At 67.3% G+C, this 26,469-nt stretch carries 25 protein-coding genes and 1 pseudogene; 8 read left to right on the top strand and 18 right to left on the bottom strand.

Going from position 1 to position 26,469, the window contains the following annotated elements:
* Positions 1-95 precede the first annotated feature (95 nt).
* Positions 96-743 carry a hypothetical protein gene (locus ABRP18_RS07645; protein ID WP_113681132.1) on the top strand — a complete coding sequence of 216 codons (648 nt, stop codon included), beginning with the start codon at positions 96-98 and terminating at the stop codon, positions 741-743.
* Between the two features lies 1 nt (position 744).
* Here ABRP18_RS07645 and ABRP18_RS07640 read toward each other — a convergent pair whose 3' ends face one another.
* From ABRP18_RS07640 to hrcA, 12 genes are all read right to left on the bottom strand, one after another.
* Positions 745-1,698, bottom strand: coding sequence for an NADP-dependent oxidoreductase (locus ABRP18_RS07640; protein ID WP_113681133.1), 954 nt, complete (start codon positions 1,696-1,698; stop codon positions 745-747).
* A gap of 13 nt (positions 1,699-1,711) precedes the next feature.
* On the bottom strand, positions 1,712-2,185 hold the full coding sequence (locus ABRP18_RS07635) for a hypothetical protein (protein ID WP_046749193.1): 474 nt from the start codon (positions 2,183-2,185) through the stop codon (positions 1,712-1,714).
* On the bottom strand, positions 2,182-3,162 hold the full coding sequence (locus ABRP18_RS07630) for a hypothetical protein (RefSeq protein WP_058631378.1): 981 nt from the start codon (positions 3,160-3,162) through the stop codon (positions 2,182-2,184). Before ABRP18_RS07630 ends, ABRP18_RS07635 begins: the two co-directional genes overlap by 4 nt.
* The gene (locus tag ABRP18_RS07625) at positions 3,155-3,682 is read right to left on the bottom strand and encodes an RNA polymerase sigma factor (RefSeq protein ID WP_113681134.1); all 528 of its coding nucleotides are present in this window, start codon (positions 3,680-3,682) and stop codon (positions 3,155-3,157) included. The genes ABRP18_RS07630 and ABRP18_RS07625 overlap by 8 nt, the downstream gene beginning before the upstream one ends.
* 54 nt (positions 3,683-3,736) lie before the next feature.
* Complete coding sequence (gene era, locus ABRP18_RS07620) at positions 3,737-4,633, bottom strand: GTPase Era (RefSeq protein WP_349884441.1); 897 nt, start codon at positions 4,631-4,633, stop codon at positions 3,737-3,739.
* Positions 4,626-5,921: a hemolysin family protein gene (locus tag ABRP18_RS07615; protein WP_046749196.1), complete on the bottom strand. Its 1,296-nt coding sequence runs from the start codon at positions 5,919-5,921 to the stop codon at positions 4,626-4,628. The genes era and ABRP18_RS07615 overlap by 8 nt, the downstream gene beginning before the upstream one ends.
* The gene (gene ybeY / locus ABRP18_RS07610) at positions 5,918-6,376 is read right to left on the bottom strand and encodes an rRNA maturation RNase YbeY (RefSeq protein WP_017202321.1); all 459 of its coding nucleotides are present in this window, start codon (positions 6,374-6,376) and stop codon (positions 5,918-5,920) included. Before ybeY ends, ABRP18_RS07615 begins: the two co-directional genes overlap by 4 nt.
* Positions 6,373-7,398, bottom strand: a complete 1,026-nt coding sequence (locus ABRP18_RS07605) for a PhoH family protein (RefSeq protein WP_227751189.1) — start codon at positions 7,396-7,398, stop codon at positions 6,373-6,375. Before ABRP18_RS07605 ends, ybeY begins: the two co-directional genes overlap by 4 nt.
* 79 nt (positions 7,399-7,477) lie before the next feature.
* The gene (locus ABRP18_RS07600; protein ID WP_349884440.1) at positions 7,478-7,828 is read right to left on the bottom strand and encodes an HIT domain-containing protein; all 351 of its coding nucleotides are present in this window, start codon (positions 7,826-7,828) and stop codon (positions 7,478-7,480) included.
* Positions 7,829-7,894: 66 nt separating this feature from the next.
* Entirely contained in the window at positions 7,895-8,623 is a 729-nt protein-coding gene (locus ABRP18_RS07595) for a 16S rRNA (uracil(1498)-N(3))-methyltransferase (protein ID WP_349884439.1), read from the bottom strand.
* A gap of 2 nt (positions 8,624-8,625) precedes the next feature.
* Positions 8,626-9,741: a molecular chaperone DnaJ gene (gene dnaJ / locus ABRP18_RS07590; protein ID WP_061018470.1), complete on the bottom strand. Its 1,116-nt coding sequence runs from the start codon at positions 9,739-9,741 to the stop codon at positions 8,626-8,628.
* Positions 9,742-9,777: 36 nt separating this feature from the next.
* Complete coding sequence (gene hrcA / locus ABRP18_RS07585; protein ID WP_113681136.1) at positions 9,778-10,809, bottom strand: heat-inducible transcriptional repressor HrcA; 1,032 nt, start codon at positions 10,807-10,809, stop codon at positions 9,778-9,780.
* Between the two features lie 103 nt (positions 10,810-10,912).
* Between hrcA and ABRP18_RS07580 the strand changes: the two genes are divergently transcribed.
* The gene (locus tag ABRP18_RS07580; protein ID WP_349884438.1) at positions 10,913-12,331 is read left to right on the top strand and encodes a carboxylesterase family protein; all 1,419 of its coding nucleotides are present in this window, start codon (positions 10,913-10,915) and stop codon (positions 12,329-12,331) included.
* Between the two features lie 15 nt (positions 12,332-12,346).
* Here the strand turns inward: ABRP18_RS07580 and hemW are convergent, their stop codons facing one another.
* The 4 genes from hemW to lepA are packed head-to-tail and all read right to left on the bottom strand — an operon-like array spanning position 12,347 to position 16,630.
* Entirely contained in the window at positions 12,347-13,564 is a 1,218-nt protein-coding gene (gene hemW, locus ABRP18_RS07575) for a radical SAM family heme chaperone HemW (protein WP_141369388.1), read from the bottom strand.
* Positions 13,564-14,217: a DUF1990 family protein gene (locus ABRP18_RS07570; RefSeq protein ID WP_046749203.1), complete on the bottom strand. Its 654-nt coding sequence runs from the start codon at positions 14,215-14,217 to the stop codon at positions 13,564-13,566. The genes hemW and ABRP18_RS07570 overlap by 1 nt, the downstream gene beginning before the upstream one ends.
* A gap of 55 nt (positions 14,218-14,272) precedes the next feature.
* On the bottom strand, positions 14,273-14,746 hold the full coding sequence (locus ABRP18_RS07565; RefSeq protein WP_113681138.1) for a DUF1990 family protein: 474 nt from the start codon (positions 14,744-14,746) through the stop codon (positions 14,273-14,275).
* A gap of 30 nt (positions 14,747-14,776) precedes the next feature.
* Complete coding sequence (gene lepA, locus ABRP18_RS07560) at positions 14,777-16,630, bottom strand: translation elongation factor 4 (RefSeq protein WP_058631387.1); 1,854 nt, start codon at positions 16,628-16,630, stop codon at positions 14,777-14,779.
* A 241-nt stretch (positions 16,631-16,871) separates the two neighbouring features.
* On the opposite strand from lepA, the gene ABRP18_RS07555 reads away from it, so the two are divergent.
* The 5 genes from ABRP18_RS07555 (at position 16,872) to ABRP18_RS07535 (ending at position 23,440) form a co-directional block, all read left to right on the top strand.
* Positions 16,872-17,855, top strand: a complete 984-nt coding sequence (locus ABRP18_RS07555; protein WP_058631388.1) for an ABC transporter permease — start codon at positions 16,872-16,874, stop codon at positions 17,853-17,855.
* Positions 17,856-17,857: 2 nt separating this feature from the next.
* Positions 17,858-18,787, top strand: coding sequence for an ABC transporter permease (locus ABRP18_RS07550; protein WP_058631389.1), 930 nt, complete (start codon positions 17,858-17,860; stop codon positions 18,785-18,787).
* A complete protein-coding gene (locus tag ABRP18_RS07545; protein ID WP_179516052.1) occupies positions 18,784-20,712 on the top strand; it encodes an ABC transporter ATP-binding protein in 1,929 nt (642 codons plus the stop codon). The genes ABRP18_RS07550 and ABRP18_RS07545 overlap by 4 nt, the downstream gene beginning before the upstream one ends.
* A 115-nt stretch (positions 20,713-20,827) precedes the next feature.
* Entirely contained in the window at positions 20,828-22,537 is a 1,710-nt protein-coding gene (locus tag ABRP18_RS07540; RefSeq protein WP_058631391.1) for an ABC transporter family substrate-binding protein, read from the top strand.
* Positions 22,538-22,612: 75 nt separating this feature from the next.
* The gene (locus ABRP18_RS07535; protein WP_193761900.1) at positions 22,613-23,440 is read left to right on the top strand and encodes an alpha/beta fold hydrolase; all 828 of its coding nucleotides are present in this window, start codon (positions 22,613-22,615) and stop codon (positions 23,438-23,440) included.
* On the opposite strand, the gene ABRP18_RS07530 is transcribed toward ABRP18_RS07535, so the two are convergent.
* Positions 23,384-24,622: an MFS transporter gene (locus ABRP18_RS07530; RefSeq protein WP_349884437.1), complete on the bottom strand. Its 1,239-nt coding sequence runs from the start codon at positions 24,620-24,622 to the stop codon at positions 23,384-23,386. The genes ABRP18_RS07535 and ABRP18_RS07530 overlap by 57 nt on opposite strands.
* Positions 24,619-25,953, bottom strand: a pseudogene (locus ABRP18_RS07525) (glycoside hydrolase family 1 protein). Before ABRP18_RS07525 ends, ABRP18_RS07530 begins: the two are co-directional and overlap by 4 nt.
* 249 nt (positions 25,954-26,202) lie before the next feature.
* Between ABRP18_RS07525 and rpsT the strand changes: the two are divergent.
* On the top strand, positions 26,203-26,463 hold the full coding sequence (rpsT, locus tag ABRP18_RS07520; protein WP_017830351.1) for a 30S ribosomal protein S20: 261 nt from the start codon (positions 26,203-26,205) through the stop codon (positions 26,461-26,463).
* Positions 26,464-26,469 lie beyond the last annotated feature (6 nt).

Raw genomic sequence — 26,469 nt, 5'->3', positions numbered from 1 at the left:
GCAGACCGCCGAAAGGCATGTGGTCATGCTAGCAGGGTTGACTCCGCCGATTCGACGGGTGTGAGACGTTTCCTTCGCTGTCGACACTCCCCGATATGAGCACATCGCCGCGTCGCCTGACCCTCGCCGTCGCCTCCGTCTTCGGCCTCCTGCTCCTGAGCGCCTGCACCTCCGGGCCCGGAGGCTCCGCGGCGCCGACGAGCACGTCTGCACCATCAGGGCAGGGGCTCGAAGACGTCCGGCCTGACCTCCCGGAAGGGCGCGTGATCGGCGTGGGCACGGTGCTCGATGTGGCGGGCGAGGTACAGCTATGTCTGGGAGCGATCATGGAATCGCATCCGCCCCAGTGCAGCGGAGTGCCTCTCGCCGGCTGGTCCTGGGCCGGACTCGAGGGCAGCGAGTCCAGCGGAGAGACCACCTGGGGCGCGTACGCCGTCTACGCGACCTACGACGGTGAACGGCTCACCAACACCGATCCACCGATCATGCTCGCGTTGTTCGACCCGATCCCAACGGAGGATCCGACGGGCGGCGTCGACGGCACCACACCGGCCGACGAGCTCACGAGGATCCAGGACGACATCGCCACCCGTCTCGGTGGAGAGGCGCTCACCGTCAGCACGGACCGCGGCTACGTCCGGCTCAGCGTCACGTGGGATGACGGTGCCATCCAGGAGGCCGCTGACGCGGAGTACGGTGACGGCGTCGTGATCGTGACCTCAGCGCTTCGGGAGATCGACTGAGCTACGGGATCAACGCGAGCTTGCCTCCGGGGTGACCCGTGGCGAGAAGTCGGTGGGCCGCGCGTGCCTCGAAGAGCGGAAACGTGCGGGCCAGGGGAACGACGAGATCGCCGTTCTGCGCCAGAGCGATCAACTCGCTGCGGACCTCATCCCGGAAACGTGCGCTCTCGGGCATGGAGCCGGCGATGGCGAGGATGCCGTCGGCCGTCGCGCGGTCAGCCGCGGCGATAGTCACGATCCGCCGACGATCGCCTACCAGTTCGAGCGATGCATCCACCGCTTCGTGCGTCCCCACGGCGTCCAATGCCGCAGCGATCGGCCCGTCCGCCAGAGCGCGCACACGTGCGGCGAGCCCCGAGCCGTAGCGCACCGGGAGCCCTCCGAATCGTCGCACCTCGTCGAACCGGGACTCGCTCGCCGTTCCGATGACGCGTATGCCGCGCAGGCGTGCCTGCTGCAGCACGCTCGCACCGACAGCACCGGAGGCACCGTGGAGCAGGATCGTCTCCCCCGGCGCCGCACCGGTGACGGCGAGCATCTCCGCGGCAGTCGTACCCACGAGGAGCAGGTTCGCCGCCTCCGGATGCGTCAGGGTGGAGGGCTTCGCGAAGACCTTCTCAGCCGGGACGGTGACCGCGGTCGCATAGCCGCCTCGCACGCGGAAGGCGATGACCTCGTCGCCGATGTCGACAGCGCCCGAACCGATGCGGGTACCCTGGCCGATGGCCGCGACCTCTCCCGAGACCTCGTACCCGATCGGCACCGGCAGCTCGATGCCCGGTCGGGCAGCAGCGACATGTTTCGCATCAGCGGGGTTCACCCCGGCGGCGAGGACGCGAATGGTGACCATGCCGTGCTCCGGAGCCGGAATGTCGTGCTCGACGAACTCCCAGAGGTCGGGCGAACCCCACCCCGCGGCGACCCAGTGCCGCGCTCGAGAGACCACCGCCGTCATCGCTCGGACCTGCTCAGAGGACGCAGCGGAGGTTGTTGACCGTGCCTGCGAGGTTCGCCCAGCTTCCCGCGTTGACGGTGGTAACCGTGGTGCTGCCGTTTCGCGCCTGCACGTGGCCGGAGCTCCGCGCATTGGCGACCGACTTCGCGATGAACGTGGAGGGAATCGTGTTGACGCTGCACACGCTGAACGTGAGCTTGTTGCCGCCGAGCGACCCGGCGCTGTAGGCGCAGAACCGATCGGTCGCACAGCTCCCGACCGAACGCGCCGACCGGAGCGCGATGGTCCCGATCGCGAGTTCCATGCCGAGCGCGGGCCACGCCGCATGCGTCGAATCGATGATCACACCGCCGGGCACTTCCTCGAGCATCGCGATGATCTCGGGAGCGACAGCGTCGTCGCCCTCCAGAGCAGCCTGCGCCGGTGCCGCACTGAGAAGCAGTATTGCGCTCAGCATCGTCGCAGCGACGATAACCCTCGGCCTCATCTGATCTCCTCCTCATCGAGGTCCCACATCTGATACGAGATGATCGAACCGGCGGCGAAGACGTCGTCTGCGATCAACACGGTGCGTTCGACGCCCACGATCCTGCCGGTGTCACGGGAGACCAGGATCAGATCGCTGGCGGCGCCATCCGGCGATATGACCCTGACGCCGTTCACTTCCCGCCCCAGACGGTCCTTCGTCATCCCGAGCGCTTCCCCGCCCTGCGCCTCCTCGAGGAGCGCGAGCAGCTCGCGGTGCTGCGCGTTCGTCAGCGTCCACTGGTCGAGGACCGACGTGAAAGCCACCTCGACGTCGTACGCCGTCGGGTTCTCAGGCATGCCGAAGGCACGGAGGATGGCGATCATGTCCTGACGCGTCTCGCCCGGCACGTCCGTCCAGGGGGTGTAGAAATCGCCCGGCGCCATGACGAGGTCGGTGACGACCTCCCCACTGCTGGTCACCTCGGCGGCGTTGCTCGCCACCGCGTCCTCCGGATCGTAGGGGACGCCGGCGACGATCGTCATCCGGCCCGAGCCGTCCGGTTCCCACGTGAGCGTGGAGAGCTGCGGGACGACCTTGCTGACCTTCGCCTCGACCTCGACCGAGAACCCCCAGAAGGCGGTCCGCACGGCGCGCTCCGGCGCTGCGGGTCCGGTCGGACCGGCGAGAGCCGCGTCCGCGTCATCCACCGTCTGCGCGACCGTGGTCGAGCCTTCGAAGTCGAGAGGCGATGGCATCCCGGCCACCGCGGCGCCCTGGGGCGAGAAGACGGCGAAGGCCAGGGCGGTGGATGCGGCGACCGCCGTCAGCCCGGAGGCCCAGCCGATCGCCCGCCGACGTCTCCTGCGAGGCGCCGCACTCGTGCGGAGGATACGATCCCTGGTCGCGAGAGCCAGGGCATCCGGTGCCGCCTCACGCGGCGTCGGTGCGGGATCGGCGTCGATCAGCATCCGTTCGAGTACGGCATCGTCAATCATCACCCGTTATCAGCCCCTCCAGACCCAGCTCCGCACGCAGGCGTTCCCGCGCACGTCCCAGCGACTTCCGCACCCGGAACTCGGAAGTGCGCGACAACTCCGCGATCTCCCCCACCGTGAGTCCGTCCCAGTACGTGAGCATGATGATACGCCTCTGGCGGGGAGTGAGGACAGCCAAAGCCCGCATGACCGCCACCCTGCCGACAGGATCGGGTTCACCTTCCTCGCCGGAGACGCCGAGACGCACGGCATCGAACACACCGTGCGGTGCTGACGTACGACCGGAGCGGGCACCCAGTCGCCGATCAGCTGCCCGCAGAAGCCAGACCCGACTCGGCGGACGGGCAGGGCGCAGCTTCGTCCAGGCGAGCAGGAAGACCTCAGAGACGATCTCGGTGACCTCGGCCTCGGCGCCGACCACGCCCTCGATGTGGTGTCGAACGGCTGCCCAGTGTTCGTCGAACACCCGGCTGAAGACCTCGTCGCGCAGCGGATTCGGGTCTTCGCTGCGGCCGCTCATGTCGTCGGGGTCGGCGGCCTTCCCGCCGCCATCGACGTAGTGCCGGATGTCATCTCAGAACCCGAGTCTGCCGAGCTGTTTCGGGTCGCGCTGCCACTCCTTCGCGACCTTCACATGCAACCCGAGGAAGACGCGCGTCCCCAGCAGTTCCTCGATGCCCGCACGCGCTCGCGCGCCCACCTCGCTGAGACGCTTGCCCTTATGCCCGATGATGATCGCCTTCTGGCTGTCACGCTCCACGACGATGGATGCGTGCACGTCGGTGAGGTCGGTGCCCTCCCTCGGCGCGATGTCGTCGATGACGACGGCGATCGAATGCGGAAGCTCGTCGCGCACGCCCTCGAGAGCGGCCTCGCGGATCATCTCGGCGATCCGGTCCTCCTGCGACTCGTCGGTCGTGATGCCCTCCGGGTACAGCGCGGGCCCCTTCGGCATCAGCGTCAGGATCTCGTCCGACAGCACGTCGAGCTGCTCGCGGGTGAGGGCGGACAGCGGGACGACCGCGGCCCAGTCCTCGCGCAGCGAATCGACCTCCAGCAAACGCTCCGTGACCTCGTCACGGCCGGCCGCATCCATCTTGGTCACGATCGCGATCTTCTTCGCGCGCGGGTACCCGTCGAGGGCTGCCGCGATCCTCCTGTCCCCCGGGCCCACCTTCTCATTCGCAGGAACGCAGAATCCGATGACGTCGACGTCGCCCAGCACCTGCTCCACGAGGTCGTTCAGCCGCTCGCCGAGCAGCGTGCGCGGCTTGTGGATCCCCGGGGTGTCCACGATGACGAGCTGCCCCTCCGGGCGATTGACGATGCCGCGGATAGCGCGACGTGTCGTCTGCGGCTTCTCGCTCGTGATCGCGATCTTCTCGCCGACGAGGGCGTTCGTGAGCGTCGACTTCCCGACGTTGGGGCGGCCGACGAAGGTCACGAAACCGCTTCGGGTGTCGTCAGTCATCGTCTCGATCTCCTTCATCCTGCGAAGCGTCGGGTTCCCCCGCCGCACGTTCCACGAACACCGTCGCGATTCCTCGTCCACGCCCCCGCGATGCACCGCCGGTGAGCACCAGACCTTCCACGGTCGCCGTGGCGCCGGGCTGGGGAACCTGTCCCAGCGCCTTCCCGAGCAGACCGCCGATCGAATCCACGTCCTCGTCCTCGAGCTCGAGCCCGAACAGATCGCCGACGTCTTCGAGCGAGAGGCGAGCACTCACGCGATATCGTCCGTGACCGAGATCGACGAACTCCGCCGATACCTGATCGTACTCGTCGGAGATCTCGCCGACGAGTTCCTCGATGAGGTCCTCGAGAGTCACGAGACCCGAGATCCCGCCGTGCTCATCGATCACCAGACAGACGTGCACGGCATCGCGCTTCATCTGCTGCAGGAGGGTCTCCGCTCGCATCGATTCGGGGACGAAGGTCGCCGGCCTCGCGATCGGACGGATCGACGCCGCGCGCCACGCACTGTCGTCGCGGTAGGCGAACTGCACGAGATCCTTGAGGTACAGCACTCCCACCACGTCATCGGCCTCGTCGTCGACGACGGGCATCCGGGACACGCCGCGGTTCAGGAAGAGTGCCATCGCCTCGTCGGTGGTCGCCGTGGCATCGACCGTCACCATCTCGGTGCGCGGCACCATCACGGCGCGGACGAACTGGTCGGTGAAGTCGAAGACGGAGTGGATGAGGTCGCGGTCGTCCTCTTCGATGAGATCGTTCGACGCTGCCTCGTCGACCATGCTCAGCAGCTGATCCTCGCTGGTGAAGGAGCTGCGTCCCGTGCCGGGGGTGACCCGGTTTCCCAGCAGGACCAGGCCTTGCGCGAGGGGGCCGAGGATGATGCGGAGCCCGCGCACGATCGACGCGGTGCCGCGGATCATGCCCTCGGCGTGCTGACGCCCGAACGACCGCGGGCTCGCCCCCACGAGCACGAAGGTGATCGCCGTCATGAGCACCGCGGCGGCGAGCATCGCCCACCAGTTGTTCTCGATCAGGATGGTGAAGGCGACCGTCACGAGCACGGCTGCCGTCACCTCTGCGAGGACGCGGATGAACGCCACCGCGTTCACGTGGGCGTCGAGATCTGAGGCGATACGCTCCAGTGCCCTGGCCCTGCGGCCCTCGGTGGCCATGTCGGCGAGTCCGGCACGCGAGGTCACCCCGTACGCCGCATCGATCGCGGCCATGAGACCGCCGAACGCCACCAGCAGCACGGCGGCGATCAGGAGGAGAACAGCAGTCATCGTCGGCGTTCAGCAGCCGCGAAACCCTGGATCAGCTCCTTCTGCAGTCCGAACATCTCACGCTCCTCGTCGGGCTCGGCGTGATCGAAGCCGAGGAGGTGGAGCAGACCGTGGGTCGTGAGCAGGATGAGCTCATCCATCAGGGTGTGTCCTGCCGCCTGCGCCTGCGTCTCGGCCACCTGGGGGCAGAGCACGATGTCGCCGAGCAGGCCGGGGGCGGTCGGACGGTCCTCGGTACCGGGGCGCAGCTCATCCATCGGGAAGCTCAGTACGTCGGTGGGGCCGGGCTCGTCCATCCACTGCACGTGAAGCGCCTCCATGGCGCCCTCGTCGACGAGGACGATGGCCACCTCGGCGTCAGGGCTGACGTGCAGCTGCGCGAGGTTGAAATCGGTCAGTCGCTGCAGCACGGTCTCGTCGACGTCGATGGCCGACTCGTTGTTGATCTCGATCATGAGAGTCCTCGTTTCGGGGCGCGATCACGCGGTCCAGGTCGTTGTGCTCCCCGGCGATCGGCACGGTTGGCGAACTCCGCCGCCTGCTCGCGCTCGAATCGCGCTGCGGTGCGCTTCTCGTCGTACTCGCTGTACGCGTCGACGATGCGTCCGACCAGCGAGTGCCGTACCACGTCGTCGCTGGTGAGACGGGAGAAATGGATGTCGTCGATGCCGTCGAGCACTCGGGTCACCAGGCGGAGCCCCGACGACCCCTGCGGAAGGTCGACCTGCGTGATATCGCCCGTGACGACCATCCGCGTGCCGAAACCGAGACGCGTGAGGAACATCTTCATCTGTTCCGGCGTGGTGTTCTGAGCCTCGTCGAGGACGACGAACGAGTCGTTGAGGGTGCGCCCGCGCATGTAGGCGAGGGGTGCCACCTCGATCGTGCCGGTCGCCATCAGGCGAGGGACGATCTCGGGGTCCATCATCTCGTTGAGAGCGTCGTACAGCGGGCGGAGGTATGGATCGATCTTGTCGGTGAGCGTGCCGGGGAGGAAGCCGAGCCGCTCTCCCGCTTCGACCGCGGGGCGCGTGAGGATGATCCTGGTGACCTCCTTGCGCTGGAGCGCCTGGACGGCCTTGGCCATCGCGAGGTAGGTCTTGCCCGTACCGGCCGGACCGATGCCGAACACGATCGTGTTCTCCTCGATCGCGTCCACGTACTCCTTCTGCCCGAGGGTCTTCGGACGGATCACCTTGCCGCGCGTGGTCAGGATCGCCTCGCCGAGAACCTCGCTGGGGCGCGGTCCTCCTTCCTGGCGCAGCATCCGCGCGGAACTGGACACGTCGCTCGGTGCCAGGTCCTGCCCGGCCTTCGTCATGGCGAGCAGCTCCTCGACCAGCGCCCTCGCCTTCGCGACCGCATCGGTGCCACCGCTGAGTGTGATCTCGTTGCCACGGACGAGCACCTGCACATCGCGGTGCTCACGCTCCAGCATCCGCAGCAGCCGGTCCTGCGGTCCGAGCAGCTGCACCATGGCGACGCCGTCCGCGTAGATCTTCTCGACCGCCTCGGGAGGCCGGCCGCCCAGACTCCGCTCCTGGGGCTCGTGGTTCTCAGGCACCGACACTCTTCTCAGTCAATCCGCCGGCCAGCACGTGCGCGTGGACGTGGAAAACGGTCTGTCCGGCGTTCGCGCCGGTGTTGAAGACGAGGCGGAAGTCGCCGTCCTCCGTGTGCTCCGCCGCGAGCTCGCCCGCGAAAGCGACCATCTCGGCGAGCAGAGAGGGATCTGCGGCCGCGACCTCGACGACATCTCGATACTCTGCCGACTTCGGCACCACGAGCAGATGCACGGGCGCCTGCGGGGCGATGTCGCGCAGCGCGAACAGCCGGTGGGTCTCGCCGATGATGTCGGCAGGGATCTCCCCGTTCAGAATGCGCGTGAAGATCGAGGGTTCCGTCATACCGTCAAGTCTACTGACCGGAGCGTGACGACGACCTCGGGCCCGTCCCGTGCCGGTCGGGCGGGGTCACCATCGACCGAGTGCCACCGATAGCACGGCGATCGCGGCCGGGCCCGCCGTCGAGGTACGGAGCACCGTCTCGCCGAGGAGCACACGCTCTGCCCCCGCCTCCGTCAGGTGACGCAGCTCCTCGTCGGAGATCCCGCCTTCCGGTCCGACCACGATCACCACGTCGCGTCCGTCCGGCTCGATCTCCGACAGTCGCGTGGGCGCCGTCGGGTCGAGCAGCAGGAGGCGCTGCGAGGCCGCGCGCTCCCTGAGCTGAGCCGTCGAGACGGGTGATGCGACGGCGGGCACCCAGGCGCGGTGGGCTTGCTTGGCGGCCTCGCGGACGATCGTCGCCCAGCGCTCCCGTCCCTTCACCGCCTTCGGGCCCTCCCACCGCGAGACGCTACGACTCGCCTGCCAGGGGACGATCTCGTCGACGCCGAGTTCGCACGCCGCCTGCACGGCGAGCTCATCGCGGTCTCCTTTCGCGAGCGCCTGTACCAGAACGACCCGAGGCGTCGGAGCGGGGTGCTCGATGCGCTCCGCGACACGGACCTCCACTCGGGAGGGAGACACCTCCTCTGCCACACCGGTCAGCCACACGCCCGCGCCGTCGCCGACGGTGACAGCCTCGCCGACGCGAAGACGACGGACGACGGCCGCGTGCTTGGCTTCGGCTCCGGTCAACGACACCAGGTCGTCGACTCGGGCATCCGTCGACGATTCGACGAGGAAGTGCAGTGCCATGATCAGTGGCTGCGGAAGCGGTCGCGGAGCTTGGAGAAGAGTCCCTGCTGGAACTGGGCGAGCTGGGGCTCCGGGGACTTCGCCTTCTTCGCGAAGTCCTCGATCAGCGCACGCTGCGCGGAGTCCAGCCGAGTCGGGGTCAGCACCTGGACGCCGACCCGCAGATCGCCGCGCTGCGTGCCGCGGAGCGGGGTGATTCCCCGTCCCTTGATCGTGAGCACGTCACCGGACTGCACTCCGGGACGGATCTCGAGGTCGACCTCGCCGTCGAGTGCCTGGATCTTGGTCTCGGTACCGAGGATCGCGTCGGTCATCGACACCTCGAGGGTCGCGAGCAGGTCGTCTCCCTCGCGGCTGAACGCCGCGTGCGGGTTGACGGTCACCTCGACGTACAGGTCACCGTTCGGTCCGCCCGCCTTGCCGACCTCACCGGAACCGGGAAGCTGCAGGCGGAGCCCCGTCTCGACACCGGCGGGGATGTCGAGCGACACCGTTCTGCGCGAACGCACGCGACCCTGCCCCCCGCAGGTGCCGCAGGGATACGGGATGGTCGTGCCGTAGCCCTCGCAGGTGCCGCAGGGCTGAGAGGTGACCACGTTGCCGAGCAGGCTGCGCACCTGACGCTGCACGTGGCCGGAGCCGCCACAGATGTCGCACGTGACCGGCGAGGTGCCCTCCTGACAGCACGACCCCTGACACGTCTCGCACAGCACGGCGGTGTCGACCTCGATGTCCCGATGCGCCCCGAACACGACGTCGCCGAGGTCGAGCGTGACCCGGACGAGGGCGTCCTGGCCCCGCTCCCGACGCGACCGCGGACGCGCACCGCGCCCTCCCCCTTGAGAAGCACCGAAGAACGTCTCGAAGATGTCGCCGAAACCGCCGAAGCCGCCGAAGTTCCCCGCGGCGCCGTCTCCGCCGCCCATGTCGTAGCGCCGGCGTGACTCGTCGTCGCTGAGGACGTCGTACGCATGCGTGACGAGCTTGAACTTCTCCGCAGCGTCGTCCCCGGGGTTCACATCCGGGTGCAGCTGCCGGGCAAGGCGTCGGTACGCCTTCTTGATCTCATCGGTGGAAGCGTCCCGGGACACCCCGAGAACCTCATAGTGGTCCGCCACAATCGCCTTTCTGCGTGTGTTCTCGTGGCGACCGCGTCAGCGGCCGGCCTCGTCTTCGTCGAGCATCCGCGACAGGTAGCGGGCCACGGCCCGCGCTGCGGCGAGATTGCTCGGGTAGTCCATGCGCGTCGGCCCCATCACGCCGACTCGCGCCGTGCCGCTGGGGGCGGCGTAGTTGCTGGCCACGATCGACGCCTCACCGAGGCCGAAGGGGGCGTTCTCGGTGCCGATGCTGGCCGCGAGACCCTGCTCGTCGGTCACCATCTCGCTCATCAGTCGCAGCAGCGTCACCTGCTCCTCGATCGCCTCGAGAAGCGGATGGATGCTCCCGCGGAAGTCCTGTTCCCGACGCGCGAGGGTGGCCGCCCCCGCCATCACCAGACGTTCCTGACGGAAGCTGCCGAGCTCGTCGACGACGACGCCGGCGAGCGTGCGGAGCACCGCGTCCTGAGGCTTGTCCTCCGCCCCGAGCAGCAGCTGAAGACGGTCGGATGCCTCACCGATGCCCTGTCCGGTGATCAACGACGACAGGCGTGCACGCAGCACCGCGAGGTCGGACTCGTCGATGATCTCCGGCAGGGGGGCGATCCGCTGTGACACGCCGCCGGCATCGGTGACCAGCACGATCAGCAGCCGGTTCGGTGCCAGGGCCACCAGTTCGACATGCGTCACGTGCGCACGCGCGAACGACGGATACTGTGCGAGCGCGACCTGACCCGTCAGCTGCGTCAGCACCCGCACCGTGCGCACCATCAGGTCGTCGAGATCGGCCGGTTCGCCCAGGAACGACTCGATCGCCGAGCGCTGTGCCGAAGAGAGCGGGCGCAACTGGGCGAGATGATTCACGAAGACGCGGTAGCCCTTGTCTGTGGGAACCCTCCCCGACGAGGTGTGCGGAGCGGTGATCAGCTCTTCATCCTCGAGCAGCGCCATGTCGTTTCGGATCGTGGCGGCCGAGACGCCGAAGGAATGCCTGTCGACGATCGACCGGCTGCCGACGGGTTCGTGGGTCTCGACGTAGTCCTGCACGATCGCGCGGAGAACCTGCAGCCCTCGCTCTGTGACCATCGCCCTTCCCTTCCGCTGGCACTCGGACGTTCAGAGTGCCAATCCTACCCCGTGCAGCTGCGGGTTCTCCGTACCGCGGACCGACGACTCTAGGATGACGCTCATGACCTCCTCCCCGCATGCCACCCTGTCGACCGGCATCGTTCGTGGCGTCGAGGAGGCGGGGATCGTCCGCTACCTCGGCATCCCGTATGCCATGGCGCCGTTCGGCGAGCACAGGTTCCGCGAGCCGCAGCCTGTCGCGACCTGGGACGGCGTGCGCGACGCACTGGAGTTCGGCCCCACTCCGCCTCAGGTTCCGTATGCGGGCGCCATCGGCGAGCTGCTCGGCTCGGTGCGGATCGACGGAGACGACATCCTCACGGCGAACGTCTGGGCTCCGTCCGACGCCTCCGGCGCCCCCGTGCTGCTCTGGATCCACGGCGGCGCGCTCGAACGCGGCACGGCCGCTCTTCCGCTCTATGACGGCGCGGTCTTCGCGCAGGCGGGAGTCGTCTTCGTGTCGATCAACTACCGACTCGGCTCGGAGGGGTTCTCCGTCTTGGAGGGCGCCCCACGCAACCTCGGCCTGCGCGATGCGGCCGCGGCCCTCGAGTGGGTGCACCGTGAGGTCGCCGCTCTCGGCGGCGACCCGACACGGGTAACGGCGATGGGCGAGTCCGCCGGTGGAGCCATCGTCGCCGGACTCCTCGCTCGGGCGGATTCCCGCGCACTCATCAGTCGCGCCATCATCGAGTCCGGACCACTCCAGGCGCAGACTCCGAAGAAGGCCGGACGTGTGACGGCTCGACTCGCGAAGCGACTCGGAGTACGAGCCGACCGCGTCTCTTTCGCCGCTCTGACGCCCGAGAAGCTGTTGGACGCACGGAAAGCTCAATCCGCCGGATCGTCTCCCCTCGGCGGGGCTCCGGCGTTCCAGTTGGCGATCGACCCCGAGAGCCTTCCCCGGTCACCGCATGAGGTGCTTCGCGAGATCGACACGCCGCTACTCATCGGGAGCAACACCGACGAGTATCGGCTCTGGTTCCCACCGGAGGTGCTGGCAGGCATCGGAGAGTTCAAGCTGCAAGCCGCGCGACTGCTCTCCCGCGTCCCTCGACGTGCGGTGGCGGCCTATCGATCCGCGTTCCCCGACGCCGGCGCTGGAGAGATCCTGGGGCAGCTCGTCACGGACGTGATGCTGCGTGCTCCGTTGAGCCGGGTCGCAGCCGCGCGCCCGGGGAAGACGCACGTCTACGAGTTCGCCTGGCCGAGTCCCGTCCGCGATCTCCGCGCGGCACACGCGCTCGAGCTCGGGTTCGTGTTCGATCGCCTCGATGACGAGGAAGCCGCGCGTCTGGCAGGTCCCGACGCTCCGCGTGATCTCGCCGCCGAGATGAACGCGTCGTGGGTCGGGTTCGTGACGTCGGGCGATCCTGGCTGGCCGGCCTACGGTGACGATCGCCTCACGCGGGTGTTCGACGCCAGGAGCACGACGGTGCCCCAGAGGCGTGCGGCGGCGATGGATCTGCTCCCCGGGTGACGGACGCTTCAGCCTTCAGTCGGTCAGTTCGCGGACGACGGCATCGGCGAGCAGGCGACCGCGTAGCGTCAGCTGCACGCGCCCCTGAAGCGCTGCGAGTGGTTCGACGAGACCGTCGGCGATGAGTCCGGCGACCCTGCTCCTGTTCGCCCTCGGGACTTCGTCGATCGCGATCCCCTCGCGGATGCGGCTGAGCAGCAGGATCCGCTCGAGCGTGCGCGAGTCGTCGTCCGGACGCTCCGTGCCTGCTGCCGGCGACTCGGATGCGGCAAGGCGCTGGGCGTACGCCGCGGGGTGCTTCACGTTCCACCAGCGCAGACCGGCCACGTGGCTGTGCGCTCCGGGACCGAAGCCCCACCAGTCGTTCCCCCGCCAATACGCGAGGTTGTGTCGGGAGCGACGATCGGGCGTGCGCGCCCAGTTGCTCACCTCGTACCAGTCGAAGCCGCCGGCAGCGAGTCGGGCGTCGGCGAGCTCGTACATGTCGGCCTGGAGATCGTCGTCGGGGGTCGGCACCTCCCCGCGGCGGATCTGACGCGCGAGCTTGGTTCCGTCTTCGATGATGAGCGCGTAGGCCGAGATGTGGTCCGGCTCCAGCGCGAGTGCGGCATCGAGCGACGCCTGCCAGTCGGCGAGGGACTCCCCCGGTGCGCCGTAGATCAGGTCCACGCTCACGGCAAGGCCCGCATCCTTCGCGGCGGCGACGGCCGTGCGCACGTTCTCCGGGCGGTGCGTGCGATCGAGGGCGGCGAGCACGTGGGGAACGGCAGACTGCATGCCGACCGACATCCTCGTGACTCCTGCTCGTGCCAAGGTGTGCGCCACTTCGGGCGTCACCGTGTCGGGGTTCGCCTCGACCGTGACCTCCGCGCCCGCTGCCAGGCCGAACGCATCTGTCGCCGCTCCGAGCATGCGTGCGAGGTCGCCGGCGGGGAGAAGCGTGGGAGTACCGCCGCCGAAGAACACGGTGTCCATCGGCCGCAGCGCTCCCGCGTCATCCAGCACTCGACGAGCGAGGGCGATCTCCGCGATCAACGTCGACGCGTAGTCCTCCTGCTTCGCCCCGCGCAGCTCGGTCGAGGTGTACGTGTTGAAGTCGCAGTAGCCGCAGCGCACGGTGCAGAACGGGATGTGCAGGTAGGCGGAGAACGGCACATGCTCATCGATCCGAAGATCTGCGGGCAAGCGTCCGTCCGCCGGGGCGGGGTCTCCGAGAGGAAGTGGTCCCGCCATCAGACGGGAGTCGCGTACAGCGGGGAGATCGCCCGAAGATAGCGCGCGAAGAGCTCGCGGCGGCGACGCTTCACGAGAGCAGGGATCGTGCGGTAGAGCAGGCCGTTCGGCGCGTCGAAGGCGCGCACGGTGAACCACACCTCGTCGTTGTCTTCACGCCAGTCCACGTCGAACGACTCTTCTCCGCTGACCACCGATCCGCCGACGGTTCCGAGGACGAACCCGACACGACGGGTCTCCTCCGTGACGGAGATCACGCGGAGCTCGGAGTCGGCGCGCATGCCCGCGACGCGCCCGCGGAGGTGCAGGGTCATCCCCGCGCCGACGAACGGCATGCCCTCCGCGTCGTAGCGCTGCTCGACGTCGCGCTTGCTCGGAGCGATCGGGTTGCCCTCGGCGTCGAAGCTCACGCCCGCATAGGCAGGTCCCGGTGCGGGGCGCACGTCTTCGACCGTCAGGCCGGCAGCGCGCTGTGCCGTCCACGACAGAAGCGCTTCGCCGGCGGTCTGGAAGCGTTCGATCCCGCTGCCGATCCGCCAGGATTCCTCCGCCGGGATGCTGCGCTCCGGCGGGTACTGCATCAGATCCGGAGCATGGGTCGCACCCACGGCCGCATAGTCCACCGTGTCGTCTCGGAAAGTCCCGCGCCGCATGACTTCCACCCTACTTCGGGTTACCTGAGCGAACACCCCCACGCGCCGCGGAGCGTCACATCGTGGCTCGGCGCGAGACCGACGACGCCCCCGCCTCATCCTGAACGATGCGGACATACCGGTCGTGCGTGGCTCGCTGCAGCAGCAGGAGCGCCGGCGCCAGCAATCGCCAGAACCACGTCGAAGGACGCGAGACCGATCGCGCGACGAAAACGCCGTGCTCGTCGATCAGGAACGACTCCTCGCCGTAGATCGGATGCCCAGGACGGGTTTCGTAGCCGAAGCCGTTCTCATCCGCCCATACGACCCGTACGGGCTCCACGAATCGAATACCGAGCAGACGCTTCGCGAGCACGCCCTCGACGCCTGCGGCAGGCGCACCGACAGGGACTTCGAATCCCGCACGGCGCTTGAAATCCCACGAGCTCACCAGCGCGGCGACCGCAGTTCGCGCGGCAGGGCCGACGACCGTTGAACGCTCGGAGAGGCGCATCCCCTTCGGCACCGCGCGGATCGGGCCGCGCGTCATCCCCCGCTCATACGCCGGGAACGGCACCGGTTACTTCTTTTCCTTGCCTTCGACATCGCCGGAGAGCGCAGCGATGAACGCCTCCTGCGGCACCTCGACACGGCCCACCATCTTCATGCGCTTCTTGCCCTCCTTCTGCTTCTCGAGGAGCTTGCGCTTGCGGGTGATGTCACCGCCGTAGCACTTGGCCAGCACGTCCTTGCGGATCGCGCGGATCGTCTCGCGGGCGATGATGCGTGCGCCGATCGCGGCCTGGATCGGCACCTCGAACTGCTGGCGAGGGATGAGCTTGCGCAGCCGCTCCGCCATCATCGTGCCGTAGGCGTAGGCCTTGTCGCGGTGCACGATCGAACTGAAGGCATCGACCTTCTCCCCCTGCAGGAGGATGTCGACCTTCACCAGGTCGGCTTCCTGCTGCCCTGAGGGCTCGTAGTCGAGCGACGCATACCCCTGGGTCTTCGACTTCAGCTGATCGAAGAAGTCGAAGACGATCTCGCCGAGCGGCATGTTGTAGCGCAGCTCGACGCGCTCCTCGGAGAAGTACTCCATGCCGAGCAACGTGCCTCGACGCGACTGGCACAGCTCCATGACGGTGCCGACGTAGTCCTTGGGCAACAGGATGGCCGCCTTGACCATGGGCTCCGACACCGAGCCGATGCGCCCATCGGGGTACTCGCTCGGGTTCGTGACGGTGACGGTTTCGCCGGTGTCGCTCGTGAGCACCTCGTAGATCACGCTGGGCGCCGTGGTGATGAGATCGAGTCCGAACTCCCGCGCAAGACGCTCGGTCACGATCTCCAGGTGCAGGAGTCCGAGGAAGCCGCAGCGGAATCCGAACCCGAGGGCGACCGAGGTCTCCGGCTCGTACTGCAGGGAGGCATCGGAGAGCTTCAGCTTGTCCAGGGCCTCGCGGAGCTCCGCATAGTCGCTGCCGTCGATCGGGTAGATGCCCGAGAACACCATCGGTTTCGGGTCGGTGTATCCGGGGAGCGCTTCGGATGCGGGCTTGCGGGCGTTCGTGATCGTGTCGCCGACCTTGGAGAGACGGACGTCCTTCACGCCGGTGATGAGGTAGCCGACCTCACCGACCCCGAGCCCCTTGGTGGGAGTCGGTTCCGGGCTGGACACGCCGACCTCGAGAGCCTCGTGGTTCGCGCCTGTCGACATCATCTGGATGCGCTCGCGGGGTGACAGGCTGCCGTCGATCATGCGGACGTACGTGACGACGCCGCGGTACGCGTCATAGACCGAGTCGAAGATCATGGCGCGGGCCGGAGCATCCGCGTCACCCCTCGGCGCCGGGATCTCCTGGACGAGCCTGTCGAGCAGGTCCTCCACGCCGGCGCCGGTCTTACCGGAGACCCGCAGCACATCCTCCGGCTTCCCGCCGATGAGGGAGGCCAGCTCCTTCGCGTACTTCTCCGGGTCGGCCGCCGGGAGGTCGATCTTGTTCAGCACCGGGATGATGTGGAGATCGTTCTCGAGCGCGAGGTACAGGTTGGCGAGGGTCTGCGCTTCGATGCCCTGTGCGGCGTCGACGAGCAGGATCGCTCCCTCGCAGGCGGCGAGGGACCGGGACACCTCGTACGTGAAGTCGACGTGACCCGGGGTGTCGATCATGTTCAACGCGACGGTCTGCCCATCCAGCTCCCAGGGCATCCTGACCGCCTGGCTCTTGATGGTGATGCCGCGCTCACGCTCGATGTCCATACGGTCGAGGTACTGCGCGCGCATGTCGCGATCCGAGACGACGCCCGTGATCTGGAGCATGCGGTCGGCGAGCGTCGACTTGCCGTGGTCGATGTGGGCGATGATGCAGAAATTACGGATCTGCGCAGCCGGCGTCGCAGCAGGCTGAAGAGGAGTGAGAGCGCGTGGGGACATGTCCACTCGATTGTACGGTCAGGCGAGGCTAATCCCCGATTCGGCCATACCGGTGATAGTCTCCCGAAGTTGCCAGGGAAAATCCGTGACACCGGATCCCGCAAGCGATAAGACTCCGTCATACACCCCGTGATGGTCGTCGCGTCGCAGAGTTCGGTGGATGGCGATTGTGTATCCAACTGACTCAGCGTTGCGTCGGCAGATCCCGAGCGCGTCTGTAGAAGAGAAAGACTTACCCCCCTTGATCAAGTACCTCTTGCGCCGAGCACTCGGCTGGCTGCTCATGATCGTGGTCGCCACGAACCTCACGTTCTTCCTGGCGTGGGGCTTCCTCGATCCGCGCAGCAACTATGTCGGGCGCCGACCTCCGCTCACCCCGGAGCAGATCGACAACGTCCTGATCCCACGCAACCTCAGCGACAGCGTTCCGCTCATGGAGCGCTGGTGGAACTGGTTCAGCAGCATCCTGTTCCGGTGGGACTGGGGCCTGAGCCCCACGGGCCAGTCGGTCAACGAACAGGTGTCTTACCGCATGTGGGTCAGCGCCGAACTCGTGCTCGGTGCGACGATCATCGCCGCGCTGCTCGGTATCTGGCTCGGTGTCTACACGGCCTCACGCCAGTACAAGCTCGCCGACCGCATCGGGCAGGCGACATCGATCATCACGATGAACCTGAACATCATCGTGGCCGGTCTCGGCGTGGTCCTCCTCGCGATCTCGCTCAACGAGTGGACCGGGGTGCGGATCTTCTACGTCACCGGTTCATCGAGTCCCGGCGTGACCGGATTCTTCCCCGTCATCATCGACACCCTGCAGCACCTGACACTTCCCACGATCGCGCTCGTGATCGTCGGCTACGCCCAGTACCACTTCCTGCAGCGGTCGCTCCTGCTCGACAACATCAACGCCGACTACGTGCGCACCGCCCGCGCCAAGGGCCTCACGAAGGCGCAAGCCGTCCGCAAGCACGCGCTTCGCACCTCGCTCATCCCGGTCGCGACACAGGTCGCCTTCACGATCCCCACGATCTTCACCGGCGCGATCCTGACCGAGCAGATCTTCGCCTGGCAGGGCATGGGCCGGTACTTCCTCGACACCATCAACCAGAACGACATCAACGGCGTGGTGGCCGTCGCCGCCTTCGGCGCCGTGCTGACCGCGATCGGCGCAGTGCTCGCCGACATCGTCGTCGTCGTCCTCGACCCGCGAGTGAGGGTGAGCTGACCATGACCGCCGAAATGATCGATCCTCTCGTCGAGCCGCCAGCGGCCCCGCCGACCGCGGACCGCGCCACGGGGAAGTCGCTGTCCAAGTGGACGCTCTACACCCGACGCTTCATGCGCAACAAGGCCGCTGTGGGCGGTGTGGTCGTGCTCATCGTGCTGGTCCTCTTCTCGACACTGGGGCCTCTCCTGTCTCCGTACGCCGTCGACAGCATGGACTTCCTGGCGCTGAGCCAGCCGCCGTCCGCTGCGCACTGGTTCGGCACCAACGGCGCCGGCAACGACACATACACGCAGACGGCCGTGGGACTGCAGCGATCGCTCATGATCGCCATCACCGTGTCCGTCGGCACGACGGTGCTCTCCGCACTCGTGGGAACGGCGGCCGCCTACTTCGGTGGCTGGTTCGAGCGGTTCGCTCTGCTGTTCATCCACTTCATGATGGTGGTCCCCACCTTCCTGCTGCTGTCGATCATCTCGAACGACTCCGGTGGCGTGTGGTGGGTCATCGCGCTCGTGATGATCTTCGTCGGTTGGTTCTTCCCCGCCCGCATCATCTGGACCATGACGCTCTCGCTGCGTGAGCGCGAGTACGTGCAGGCGGCGCGCTACATGGGCGTGCGTGGCCTGCGCATCGTGACGCGTCACCTGATCCCGAACATCGGCTCGCTGCTGGTGATCAACTTCACCCTGGGCATCGTCGCCGCAGTGACGACCGAGACGGGCCTTTCGTTCATCGGGTTCGGCGTCAAGATCCCCGACGTCTCGCTCGGCTCCCTGATCGGCGAGGGAAGCACGACGATCACCAGCTCACCCTGGCTGTTCTACTTCCCCGCTCTGATCCTCACGTTGCTCACGGTCTCGATGGCGCTCATCGCCGACGGACTGCGCGACGCTCTCGATCCCACTTCGGCTGCAGGAGGCCGCGCATGAGCCCTGTACTCTCCGTCCGCGACCTCACGGTCAGCTTCGCCTCCGAGGCCGGCAGGGTCGACGCTGTCCGCGGCGTCTCGTTCGACCTCGAAGCCGGAAAGACCCTCGGGATCGTCGGCGAGTCGGGTTCTGGCAAGTCCGTCACCTCCCTCGCCGTGATGGGACTGCTCGACGAGAACGCCAAGGTCTCAGGGTCCATCGTGTTCGACGGTCAGGAACTCCTGGGAAAGACGGACTCGCAGCTCTCGGCCATCCGCGGCAACGGCATCGCCATGGTCTTCCAAGACCCGCTCACCTCGCTCACCCCCGTGTACACGATCGGCGCGCAGCTCATCGAAGCGCTGACGGTGCATCGCAGCCTCAGCATCAAGGAGGCGACAGCGCGTTCGATCGAGCTCCTGAAGCTCGTCGGGATCACCGAGCCCGAGAAGCGGATGAAGTCCTTCCCGCACGAGTTCTCCGGGGGCATGCGTCAGCGTGTCGTCATCGCCATCGCGATGGCCAACAACCCGAAGCTGATCATCGCCGACGAACCCACCACGGCTCTCGACGTCACGATCCAGGCGCAGATCCTCGACCTGATCGAGAAGGCCCAGGCCGAGACCGGCGCCGCCGTCATGATGATCACCCACGACATGGGCGTCGTCGCCCGCACCGCAGACGACGTGATGGTCATGTACGCAGGCAAGCCCGTCGAACAGGCACCGGTGCGCGAGCTCTTCCATCAGACGCGCATGCCCTATTCGATCGGCCTCCTCGGCGCGATCCCCCGCGTGGACAAGGCCGAGAAGGAGCCGCTCACTCCGATCAAGGGCAACCCGCCGCTGCTGATCAACCTCCCGGATGCGTGCCCGTTCGCCGACCGCTGCCCCATCGTGATGGACGCCTGCCGCACGCGTGAGCCCGAACTGCTGCCCGTGCTCACCGGCGGCGGTGAGGAGCACCGCGCCGCGTGCATCCGCGCGAACGAGATCGCCGATGGCGGCCTCCTCGGCGGCCTGCCGGTGTATCCGGTGCGCGAAGCGCCGGAGAGCGCGCTGACCCGCCTGCCCCGCGAGGAGCGACCCATCACGCTCGAGGTGAAGAACCTCACCAAGACCTTCCCCCTGCTCAAGGGCGCGTTCCTGAAGCGCAAGGTCGGCGAGGTGCACGCGATCAAGGGCATAAGCTTCGACGTGCGCGAAGGTGAGACCCTGGCCATCGTCGGCGAGTCCGGTTCCGGCAAGACGACGACACTGCTGCAGATCATGGACATGGTGAAGCAGACCGATGGCGACATCATCATCGCCGGAACGAGCGTCAACGACATCCACAGTCACAAGGTGGAGCGCGCGCTGCGTCGCGACATCCAGATCGTGTTCCAGGACCCGATGGGAGCGCTCGATCCCCGCATGACGGTTGCGGACATCATCTCGGAGCCGCTGTCAGCGATCGGCACGTCGAAGGTCGAGGCTCATCGACGGGTCAAGGAGCTGATGGATCTCGTCGGCCTTAACCCCGCACACAGCGACAGGTTCCCGCAGGCCTTCTCCGGCGGCCAGCGCCAGCGCATCGGCATCGCCAGGGCTCTGTCCACCAACCCGAAGATCCTCGTGCTCGACGAGCCGGTCTCCGCGCTCGACGTGTCCATCCAGGCCGGCGTGATCAACCTCCTTGACGACCTCAAGGTCGAACTCGGCATCTCGTATCTGTTCGTCGCGCACGATCTGTCCGTGGTCCGGCACATCGCCGACCGCGTCGCAGTCATGTACCTCGGCGACTTCGTCGAGCACGGCGACGTCGACGACGTCTTCGACAACCCCCAGCACCCGTATACGAAGGCGCTGCTGTCGGCGATCCCGGTTCCGGACCCCGATATCGAGCGCACGCGCGAGCGGATCGTGTTCGACCCGGCGACGGCGACGTCCCGCGCCGTCCCGTCCTGATCGGCCACGGTCACCGTCCGGTAACGGTTAGTCCGGATTCACTTGCCGCAGGCGCATTCGTGCACCCGGCGAACTATTCTCCCCTTATGACACGCCGCAAGGCGAAAGGAGCACCATGAAGCAGTACAAGCTGATGGGAGCGCTGGCACTCACCGGCGCTTTCGCACTCGCACTCAGCGGGTGCGCTGCCGGCAACACCGGCAGTGGCGACAAGAACGACGAGGGCGACGCCGCCGGGGTCGAGATGTCCAACTACAACCCGCAGCCGCGCGAGAACCTCAAGGAGGGCGGCGAGGTCAACTTCGCGCTCACCGAGATCCCCGCCCAGTTGAACGCCTTCAACAGCGATGCGAGCGCCAACACCACGCGCGTGGCCGCCTGGTACATGCCGCAGATCATCCTCATGAAGCCGGATGGCACGCAGTACAAGAACGACAACTACCTCTCCGAGTGGAAGAACGAGGTCAAGGACGGCAAGACCGTGCTGACCTTCACGTTCACCGACGAGGCGCACTGGAACGACGGCACCGACATGGACTGGACTGCCATCGACGCCACGTGGAAGGCCAACCGCTCGTACGACGAGGGCTTCAACCCCAACGCGACCGACGGCTACAAGGAGATCGAGTCCGTCGAGCAGGGCGACACCGCGAAGACTGCGATCGTCACGTTCAAGGGCGAGTTCGCCTGGCCGCAGATGCCGTTCAACGGCGGCGTCATCCACCCGGCCCTCGCCGACCCGACCGCGTTCAACGAGGCGATGAACGAGAACCCGCACCCTGAGTGGGGCGCAGGTCCGTACACGGTCGACGAGTACGACGCCACCAAGGGCTACATCTCGTTCAAGCCGAACCCCGAGTGGTGGGGCGACGCTCCGCTGCTCGACAAGGTCACGATGACGGGCATGGACTACCCCGCCGGCGTCAACGCCTTCAAGAACGGCGAGGTCGACATGACCGAGACCGGATCGCAGGAGCTCATCGATCAGGTGAAGGACGTCGATGGAGCCGTGATCTACCGCGCTCAGCAGACGGCCAACACCATCCTCCAGGTCGACTCGACCAAGCCGCAGTTCGAGGACGTCAAGGTCCGCGAGGCGTTCTTCAAGGCCATCAACATCGACCAGCAGAAGCAGATCGCCTGGAACGGCCTGGGCTACAAGGAGGACCCGGCCGGTTCGCTGACGCTGTTCTCGTTCCAGCCCGGCTACTCCGACTCCATGAAGGAGGCCGGTTGGAAGTTCGACGTCGAGGGCGCCAAGAAGCTCCTTGACGAGGCAGGCTGGGAGGAGGGCTCCGACGGCATCCGCGAAAAGGACGGCGTGAAGCTCTCCGTCGTCTACCCGATCTGGAGCGACTCCGCGACGCAGAAGGCTCTCGCGCAGTCGCTGCAGGCTCAGGAGAAGGCGGTCGGCATCGACGTCAAGGTCGAGGTTCGTCCTTCGAGCCAGTTCTCCGACGACTACACGTCGAAGAACTGGGACGTCTCGGGTCTCCGCTTCACGTCCTCCGACGCCTTCGGTGCTGCCTGGTTCTGCCAGCTGTACTGCTCGGACTCGGGTCTCAACCTGTCGGGTGTCGGTGACGCTGAGCTGGACGCCGAGATCAAGGACAAGGTCGAGTCGCAGAGCGACCCCGAGGCGCAGACCGCTGCCGCGATGAAGCTCGAGCCCGAGATCTACAAGCGCTGGGGCCTCATCCCGCTGTACAACGGACCGCAGATCTACACGGTCCGCGAGGGTCTCGCCAACCTGACGCCTGAGCCCTACCTGGGTCTGGATCTGTTCGGCATCAGCCCGGTCGAGAACGTCGGCTGGGAGAAGTAACACCCTCTGACACGAATCGTGTCGAAGCGGGGCCGGTGGTTCATCCACCGGCCCCGCTTTCCTTATGCTGAACCCGTGAGCGCACAGATCGTCTTCGTGCACGGCATCCGCACCTCGGCCACGATGTGGCGATCGCAGGCCGTCTATCTCGAGGAGCGGGGACACGCCTTCACCGCCGTCGACCTTCCCGGCCACGGATCACGGATGCAAGAGGATTTCACGCTGCACGAGGCGCTGCACACGATCGACGTCGCAGTGCGCGCGGCCGCTGACAAAGGACCCGTCGTCCTCGTCGGCCATTCCATGGGCGGACTGCTCTCGCTCGCCTACGCCGGCGGTGCCGAGGCTCCGCCGATCGCTGCCCTGGTCGCCGCCGCCTGCACGTCCCTGCCCCGCGGCACCGGTCTCGCCGCCTACCGCCTGTTCGCCCGCGCCGTCGACTCCCTCCCCGATCGCGGGATGTGGCTGACACGCCAGATGCTCGCCGCCACCATCCCTCTCGAGAACCGTTCGGACTTCGCCGCCGGCGGCTACGCGCTCGACACGCAGGACGCCGCACTGCGCAGCCTCGCCGCACTCGACATCGCCGCAGCCGTTCCCCGCATCACTGTTCCGCTGTGGTTCGTGAACGGGCAGTACGACCAGTTGCGGCTGAACGAGCCTCTGTTCCGGCAGCTCGCACCACATGCGGAGCTGATCGTCGTGCCGCGCACCACCCACCTGGTCACCGCGATGCGTCCGGAGATCTTCAACGCCGTGCTGCAGCTCGCCATCGCGACCGTCGAGCAGGCGGATGCAGCGCAGGCGGATGCAGAAGACGTGGACGTAGAGGAGCTCGCGGCGCGCTCACGCCGCCGTGGACGGCTGCCGAGCGAACGCCGTGAGGAGTCCGCCGACCAGTGACAGCACGGCGGCTGCGACGAACACGAGCCAGAACCCGCCCACGAGTGCGACCAGGCCGGCTCCCAGCACCGGACCGATGAGTTGTCCGAGGGCGGCCGTCACGTTGACGATTCCCAGATCCCTCGCGTGGTCCTGCGCATCCGGGAGGAGATCGGCGGCGAAAGCGAGGCCGACCGTCGAGAACGCCCCGTATCCGAGCCCCATGAGGGCCGCGGCCACCATGGTCATCTCGAACGTCGGGACGAGCGCGATCGCCACCCCGGACGCCGCTTGCACGACCGTCGCGGCGACCGTGAGCGTTCTCCTGTTCCCGGTGCGGTCGGACACGATGCCGGTGACCACCGAGGCGAGGACGACGAAGACCGTGTACACGACAATGAGCAGCAGCAGGTTGTCCTGGGCTGTCGCGCTGGGCTGCCCGAGGCCGTGCAACAGGAAGAACAGGAACAGCGCGGTGCCGAGGGCATTCCCCACGTTCGTCACCAGTCGACCGGAGAGCATCCACGCGAAGTCGCGGTCGCGGAGCGAGGCGAGCCGGCGCCCTCCGTTGCGCTTAGGCCGCAGCGCCTCCGTACTCGGCGGATCCGGCAGCAGGAGTGCGGTCGCCGTGCCGACGACCGCGATGATCCCGGCGAGCAGCCAGTACCCCTCGCGGATTCCGAGGCCGAGGAGTACCACGAGCCCCACTCCGACGACGATGCCGACGGCCTGGCTGGAACCGACCGCGGCAGATGCGGCACCTCGCTGCGTCGTCGGCAGCTGATCGGCGATGAGCGCGGTGAAGGCCGCCGATGACACGGCGACGCCGATCGACACGCCCACCCAACCTGCGCCCACGGTCCACGGACCGTCGGCGTAGCCCGTGAGCACGAGGCACACCGCCGTCAGCAGAACCCCGCCGACCGCCCAGGGGCGACGGCGGTGTCTGCCTGCAGCCGCACGGTCCGAGAGCGCACCGGCGGCGGGACCCGCGAGGATGCCTGCGAGCCCGCCGATGCCCAGAACCAAGCCCGAGGAGACGACCCCGCGAATCCAGTCGTCTTCCGGAGTGTCGAGCTGCAGCGGGAGGAGGAGCTGCACCGGAGTGAGCTGCACGGTCCAGATCGCCAGCCAGGCGAGCGTGCACAGCGACATCCATCGCGCGCCGGCTCGTATGGTGCGGGGGTGCTCGGAGGTGTTCATCGCTTTCCCCCCGCTGCACGCGAACTCCGGATGACCTCTCGGTACCAGTCGTACGAGGCTTTGGGCGTTCGCTCACCCGTCTCGAAGTCGACGTGGACGAGGCCGAATCGCTGGGTGTAGCCGTCGGCCCATTCCCAGTTGTCCAGCAATGACCACACCGTGTACTCCTCCACCGGCACTCCGGCCGAGATCGCATCGCCGACGGCCTGCAGATGCCCGGCGAGGTACGAGATGCGGTCGGTGTCCTCCACGCGGGTCGCGCGCTCGGGCTCGGGGAAGGAGGCGCCGTTCTCCCCGATGATCACGGGCGGCATGTCGGGATGGCGACCATGCAGGTCGATCAGCAGGTCGCGCAGCGCGCCGGGCATGATCGGCCATTCGGGACCGAATCCGGTGACCGGAACGCCGGGCGTCGGCACGATGTCGAAGGGGATCGGGCTTCCCTCTTCGGCGGTCGTGACCGTCGTCGGATTGTAGAAGTTGACGCCCTAGAAATCGATCGAGTGGCCGATGGCTTCGAGGTCGCCTTCCTGCACGGGCATCGAGGGCAGGCCGAGTGCTTCTAGGTCGGGGTAGGTGCCGGCGAGGAGCGGCTCGCTGAAGACCCTGTTGTGGATCAGGTCGTAGATCGCCGCGGCCTCATGGTCTTCGGCGGTGTCACCCAGCGGCAGGACCCAGGTGTGGTTGTTGACCAGACCCACCGCGACAGCACCGCGATCTCGGAGCACCGCCGCTGCGCGGGCGTGCGCCAGCAGTTGATGATGGGCGGTAGGCAGGGCACCGAACAGGAGTTGCTTGCCTGGCGCCAATGCGCCGACCGCATACCCCTGGAGGGTCGTCATCGCGGGTTCGTTGAGGGAGTACCAGTTCTGCACCCGATCGCCGAGGCGATCAGCCACAAGCGCCGCATAGTCGGCGAAGCGCTCGGCGGTGTCGCGCTCGAGCCACCCGCCGTCGGCTTCGACGCTGCTCGGCATCTCCCAGTGGTACAGGGTGGGGAACGGCTGGATCCCGGCGTCGAGAAGCATATCCACGACGCGCGAGTAGTGGTCGAGCGCTGTGGTGTCTCCCGGACCCAGGCCGTCGGGCTGGACGCGAGCCCAGGGGATGGAGAACCGGTATCGGTCGAGTCCGAGACCGGACGCGAGAGCGACGTCGCGTTCGGGGCGCCGGTAGCTGTCGCACGCGGGGTCGGCCATGGATCCGTCGAGGACGGCACCCGGCCTCTCGAGGAAGTCGTCCCAGATTGATCGCCCGGATGCACCGGTGGGCCGGGAGCCCTCGATCTGGAAGGCGGACGTCGCTGCGGACCAGCGGAGCCCGGAGGGCATGGGCGAACGGGAGGGCTCGAGGGTCATGTGGCTCCTAGACATCAGTGTCGGGATAATGATGATTCTGCACCCGGTACCGTCGAATCCGCGACTGAGTCTCGCGTTCTCGCCGCCGTTTCGCGTCAACGGCCCGTCTGCTGGTAGACTCGACTCTTGGCTTGCGTGTGGGTTCTTCCCTCACGACCGCTGTGCAGCAGCCCTCTTCTGCTGCCGGCAATCCGAACACTCCTGTACAGAAAGCGTCCACACGTGGCAAACATCAAGTCGCAGATCAAGCGCAACAAGACCAACGAGAAGGCTCGCGAGCGCAACAAGGCCGTGAAGAGCGAGCTCAAGACGGTCATCCGTACCACTCGTACGGCCGTCTCCGCCGGCGACAAGGCAGCCGCAGAGGCCGCCCTGAAGAAGGCCGCCGTCAAGCTCGACAAGGCCGTCAGCAAGGGTGTCCTGCACAAGAACCAGGCGTCGAACCGCAAGTCGGCTCTCGCCAAGCAGGTCGCTTCCCTCTGAACCGAC

Origin of the sequence: Microbacterium sp. WHRI 7836, from assembly GCF_040223885.2 — a bacterium.
Lineage (GTDB): Bacteria > Actinomycetota > Actinomycetes > Actinomycetales > Microbacteriaceae > Microbacterium > Microbacterium oxydans.
Note: the sequence above shows the minus strand (reverse complement) of the source record. Positions and strands in the feature narration are given on the sequence as shown.

Bases quoted from the DNA above. Each gene is read 5' to 3' on its own strand.
- ABRP18_RS07645 (WP_113681132.1), top strand. From the start codon at position 96: ATGAGCACATCGCCGCGTCGCCTGACCCTCGCCGTCGCCTCCGTCTTC.
- ABRP18_RS07640 (WP_113681133.1), bottom strand. From the start codon at position 1,698: ATGACGGCGGTGGTCTCTCGAGCGCGGCACTGGGTCGCCGCGGGGTGG.
- ABRP18_RS07635 (WP_046749193.1), bottom strand. From the start codon at position 2,185: ATGAGGCCGAGGGTTATCGTCGCTGCGACGATGCTGAGCGCAATACTG.
- ABRP18_RS07630 (WP_058631378.1), bottom strand. From the start codon at position 3,162: ATGATTGACGATGCCGTACTCGAACGGATGCTGATCGACGCCGATCCC.
- ABRP18_RS07625 (WP_113681134.1), bottom strand. From the start codon at position 3,682: ATGAGCGGCCGCAGCGAAGACCCGAATCCGCTGCGCGACGAGGTCTTC.
- era (WP_349884441.1), bottom strand. From the start codon at position 4,633: ATGACTGACGACACCCGAAGCGGTTTCGTGACCTTCGTCGGCCGCCCC.
- ABRP18_RS07615 (WP_046749196.1), bottom strand. From the start codon at position 5,921: ATGACTGCTGTTCTCCTCCTGATCGCCGCCGTGCTGCTGGTGGCGTTC.
- ybeY (WP_017202321.1), bottom strand. From the start codon at position 6,376: ATGATCGAGATCAACAACGAGTCGGCCATCGACGTCGACGAGACCGTG.
- ABRP18_RS07605 (WP_227751189.1), bottom strand. From the start codon at position 7,398: ATGGTGCAGCTGCTCGGACCGCAGGACCGGCTGCTGCGGATGCTGGAG.
- ABRP18_RS07600 (WP_349884440.1), bottom strand. From the start codon at position 7,828: ATGACGGAACCCTCGATCTTCACGCGCATTCTGAACGGGGAGATCCCT.
- ABRP18_RS07595 (WP_349884439.1), bottom strand. From the start codon at position 8,623: ATGGCACTGCACTTCCTCGTCGAATCGTCGACGGATGCCCGAGTCGAC.
- hrcA (WP_113681136.1), bottom strand. From the start codon at position 10,809: ATGGTCACAGAGCGAGGGCTGCAGGTTCTCCGCGCGATCGTGCAGGAC.
- ABRP18_RS07580 (WP_349884438.1), top strand. From the start codon at position 10,913: ATGACCTCCTCCCCGCATGCCACCCTGTCGACCGGCATCGTTCGTGGC.
- hemW (WP_141369388.1), bottom strand. From the start codon at position 13,564: ATGGCGGGACCACTTCCTCTCGGAGACCCCGCCCCGGCGGACGGACGC.
- ABRP18_RS07570 (WP_046749203.1), bottom strand. From the start codon at position 14,217: ATGCGGCGCGGGACTTTCCGAGACGACACGGTGGACTATGCGGCCGTG.
- ABRP18_RS07565 (WP_113681138.1), bottom strand. From the start codon at position 14,746: ATGACGCGCGGCCCGATCCGCGCGGTGCCGAAGGGGATGCGCCTCTCC.
- lepA (WP_058631387.1), bottom strand. From the start codon at position 16,630: ATGTCCCCACGCGCTCTCACTCCTCTTCAGCCTGCTGCGACGCCGGCT.
- ABRP18_RS07550 (WP_058631389.1), top strand. From the start codon at position 17,858: ATGACCGCCGAAATGATCGATCCTCTCGTCGAGCCGCCAGCGGCCCCG.
- ABRP18_RS07545 (WP_179516052.1), top strand. From the start codon at position 18,784: ATGAGCCCTGTACTCTCCGTCCGCGACCTCACGGTCAGCTTCGCCTCC.
- ABRP18_RS07540 (WP_058631391.1), top strand. From the start codon at position 20,828: ATGAAGCAGTACAAGCTGATGGGAGCGCTGGCACTCACCGGCGCTTTC.
- ABRP18_RS07530 (WP_349884437.1), bottom strand. From the start codon at position 24,622: ATGAACACCTCCGAGCACCCCCGCACCATACGAGCCGGCGCGCGATGG.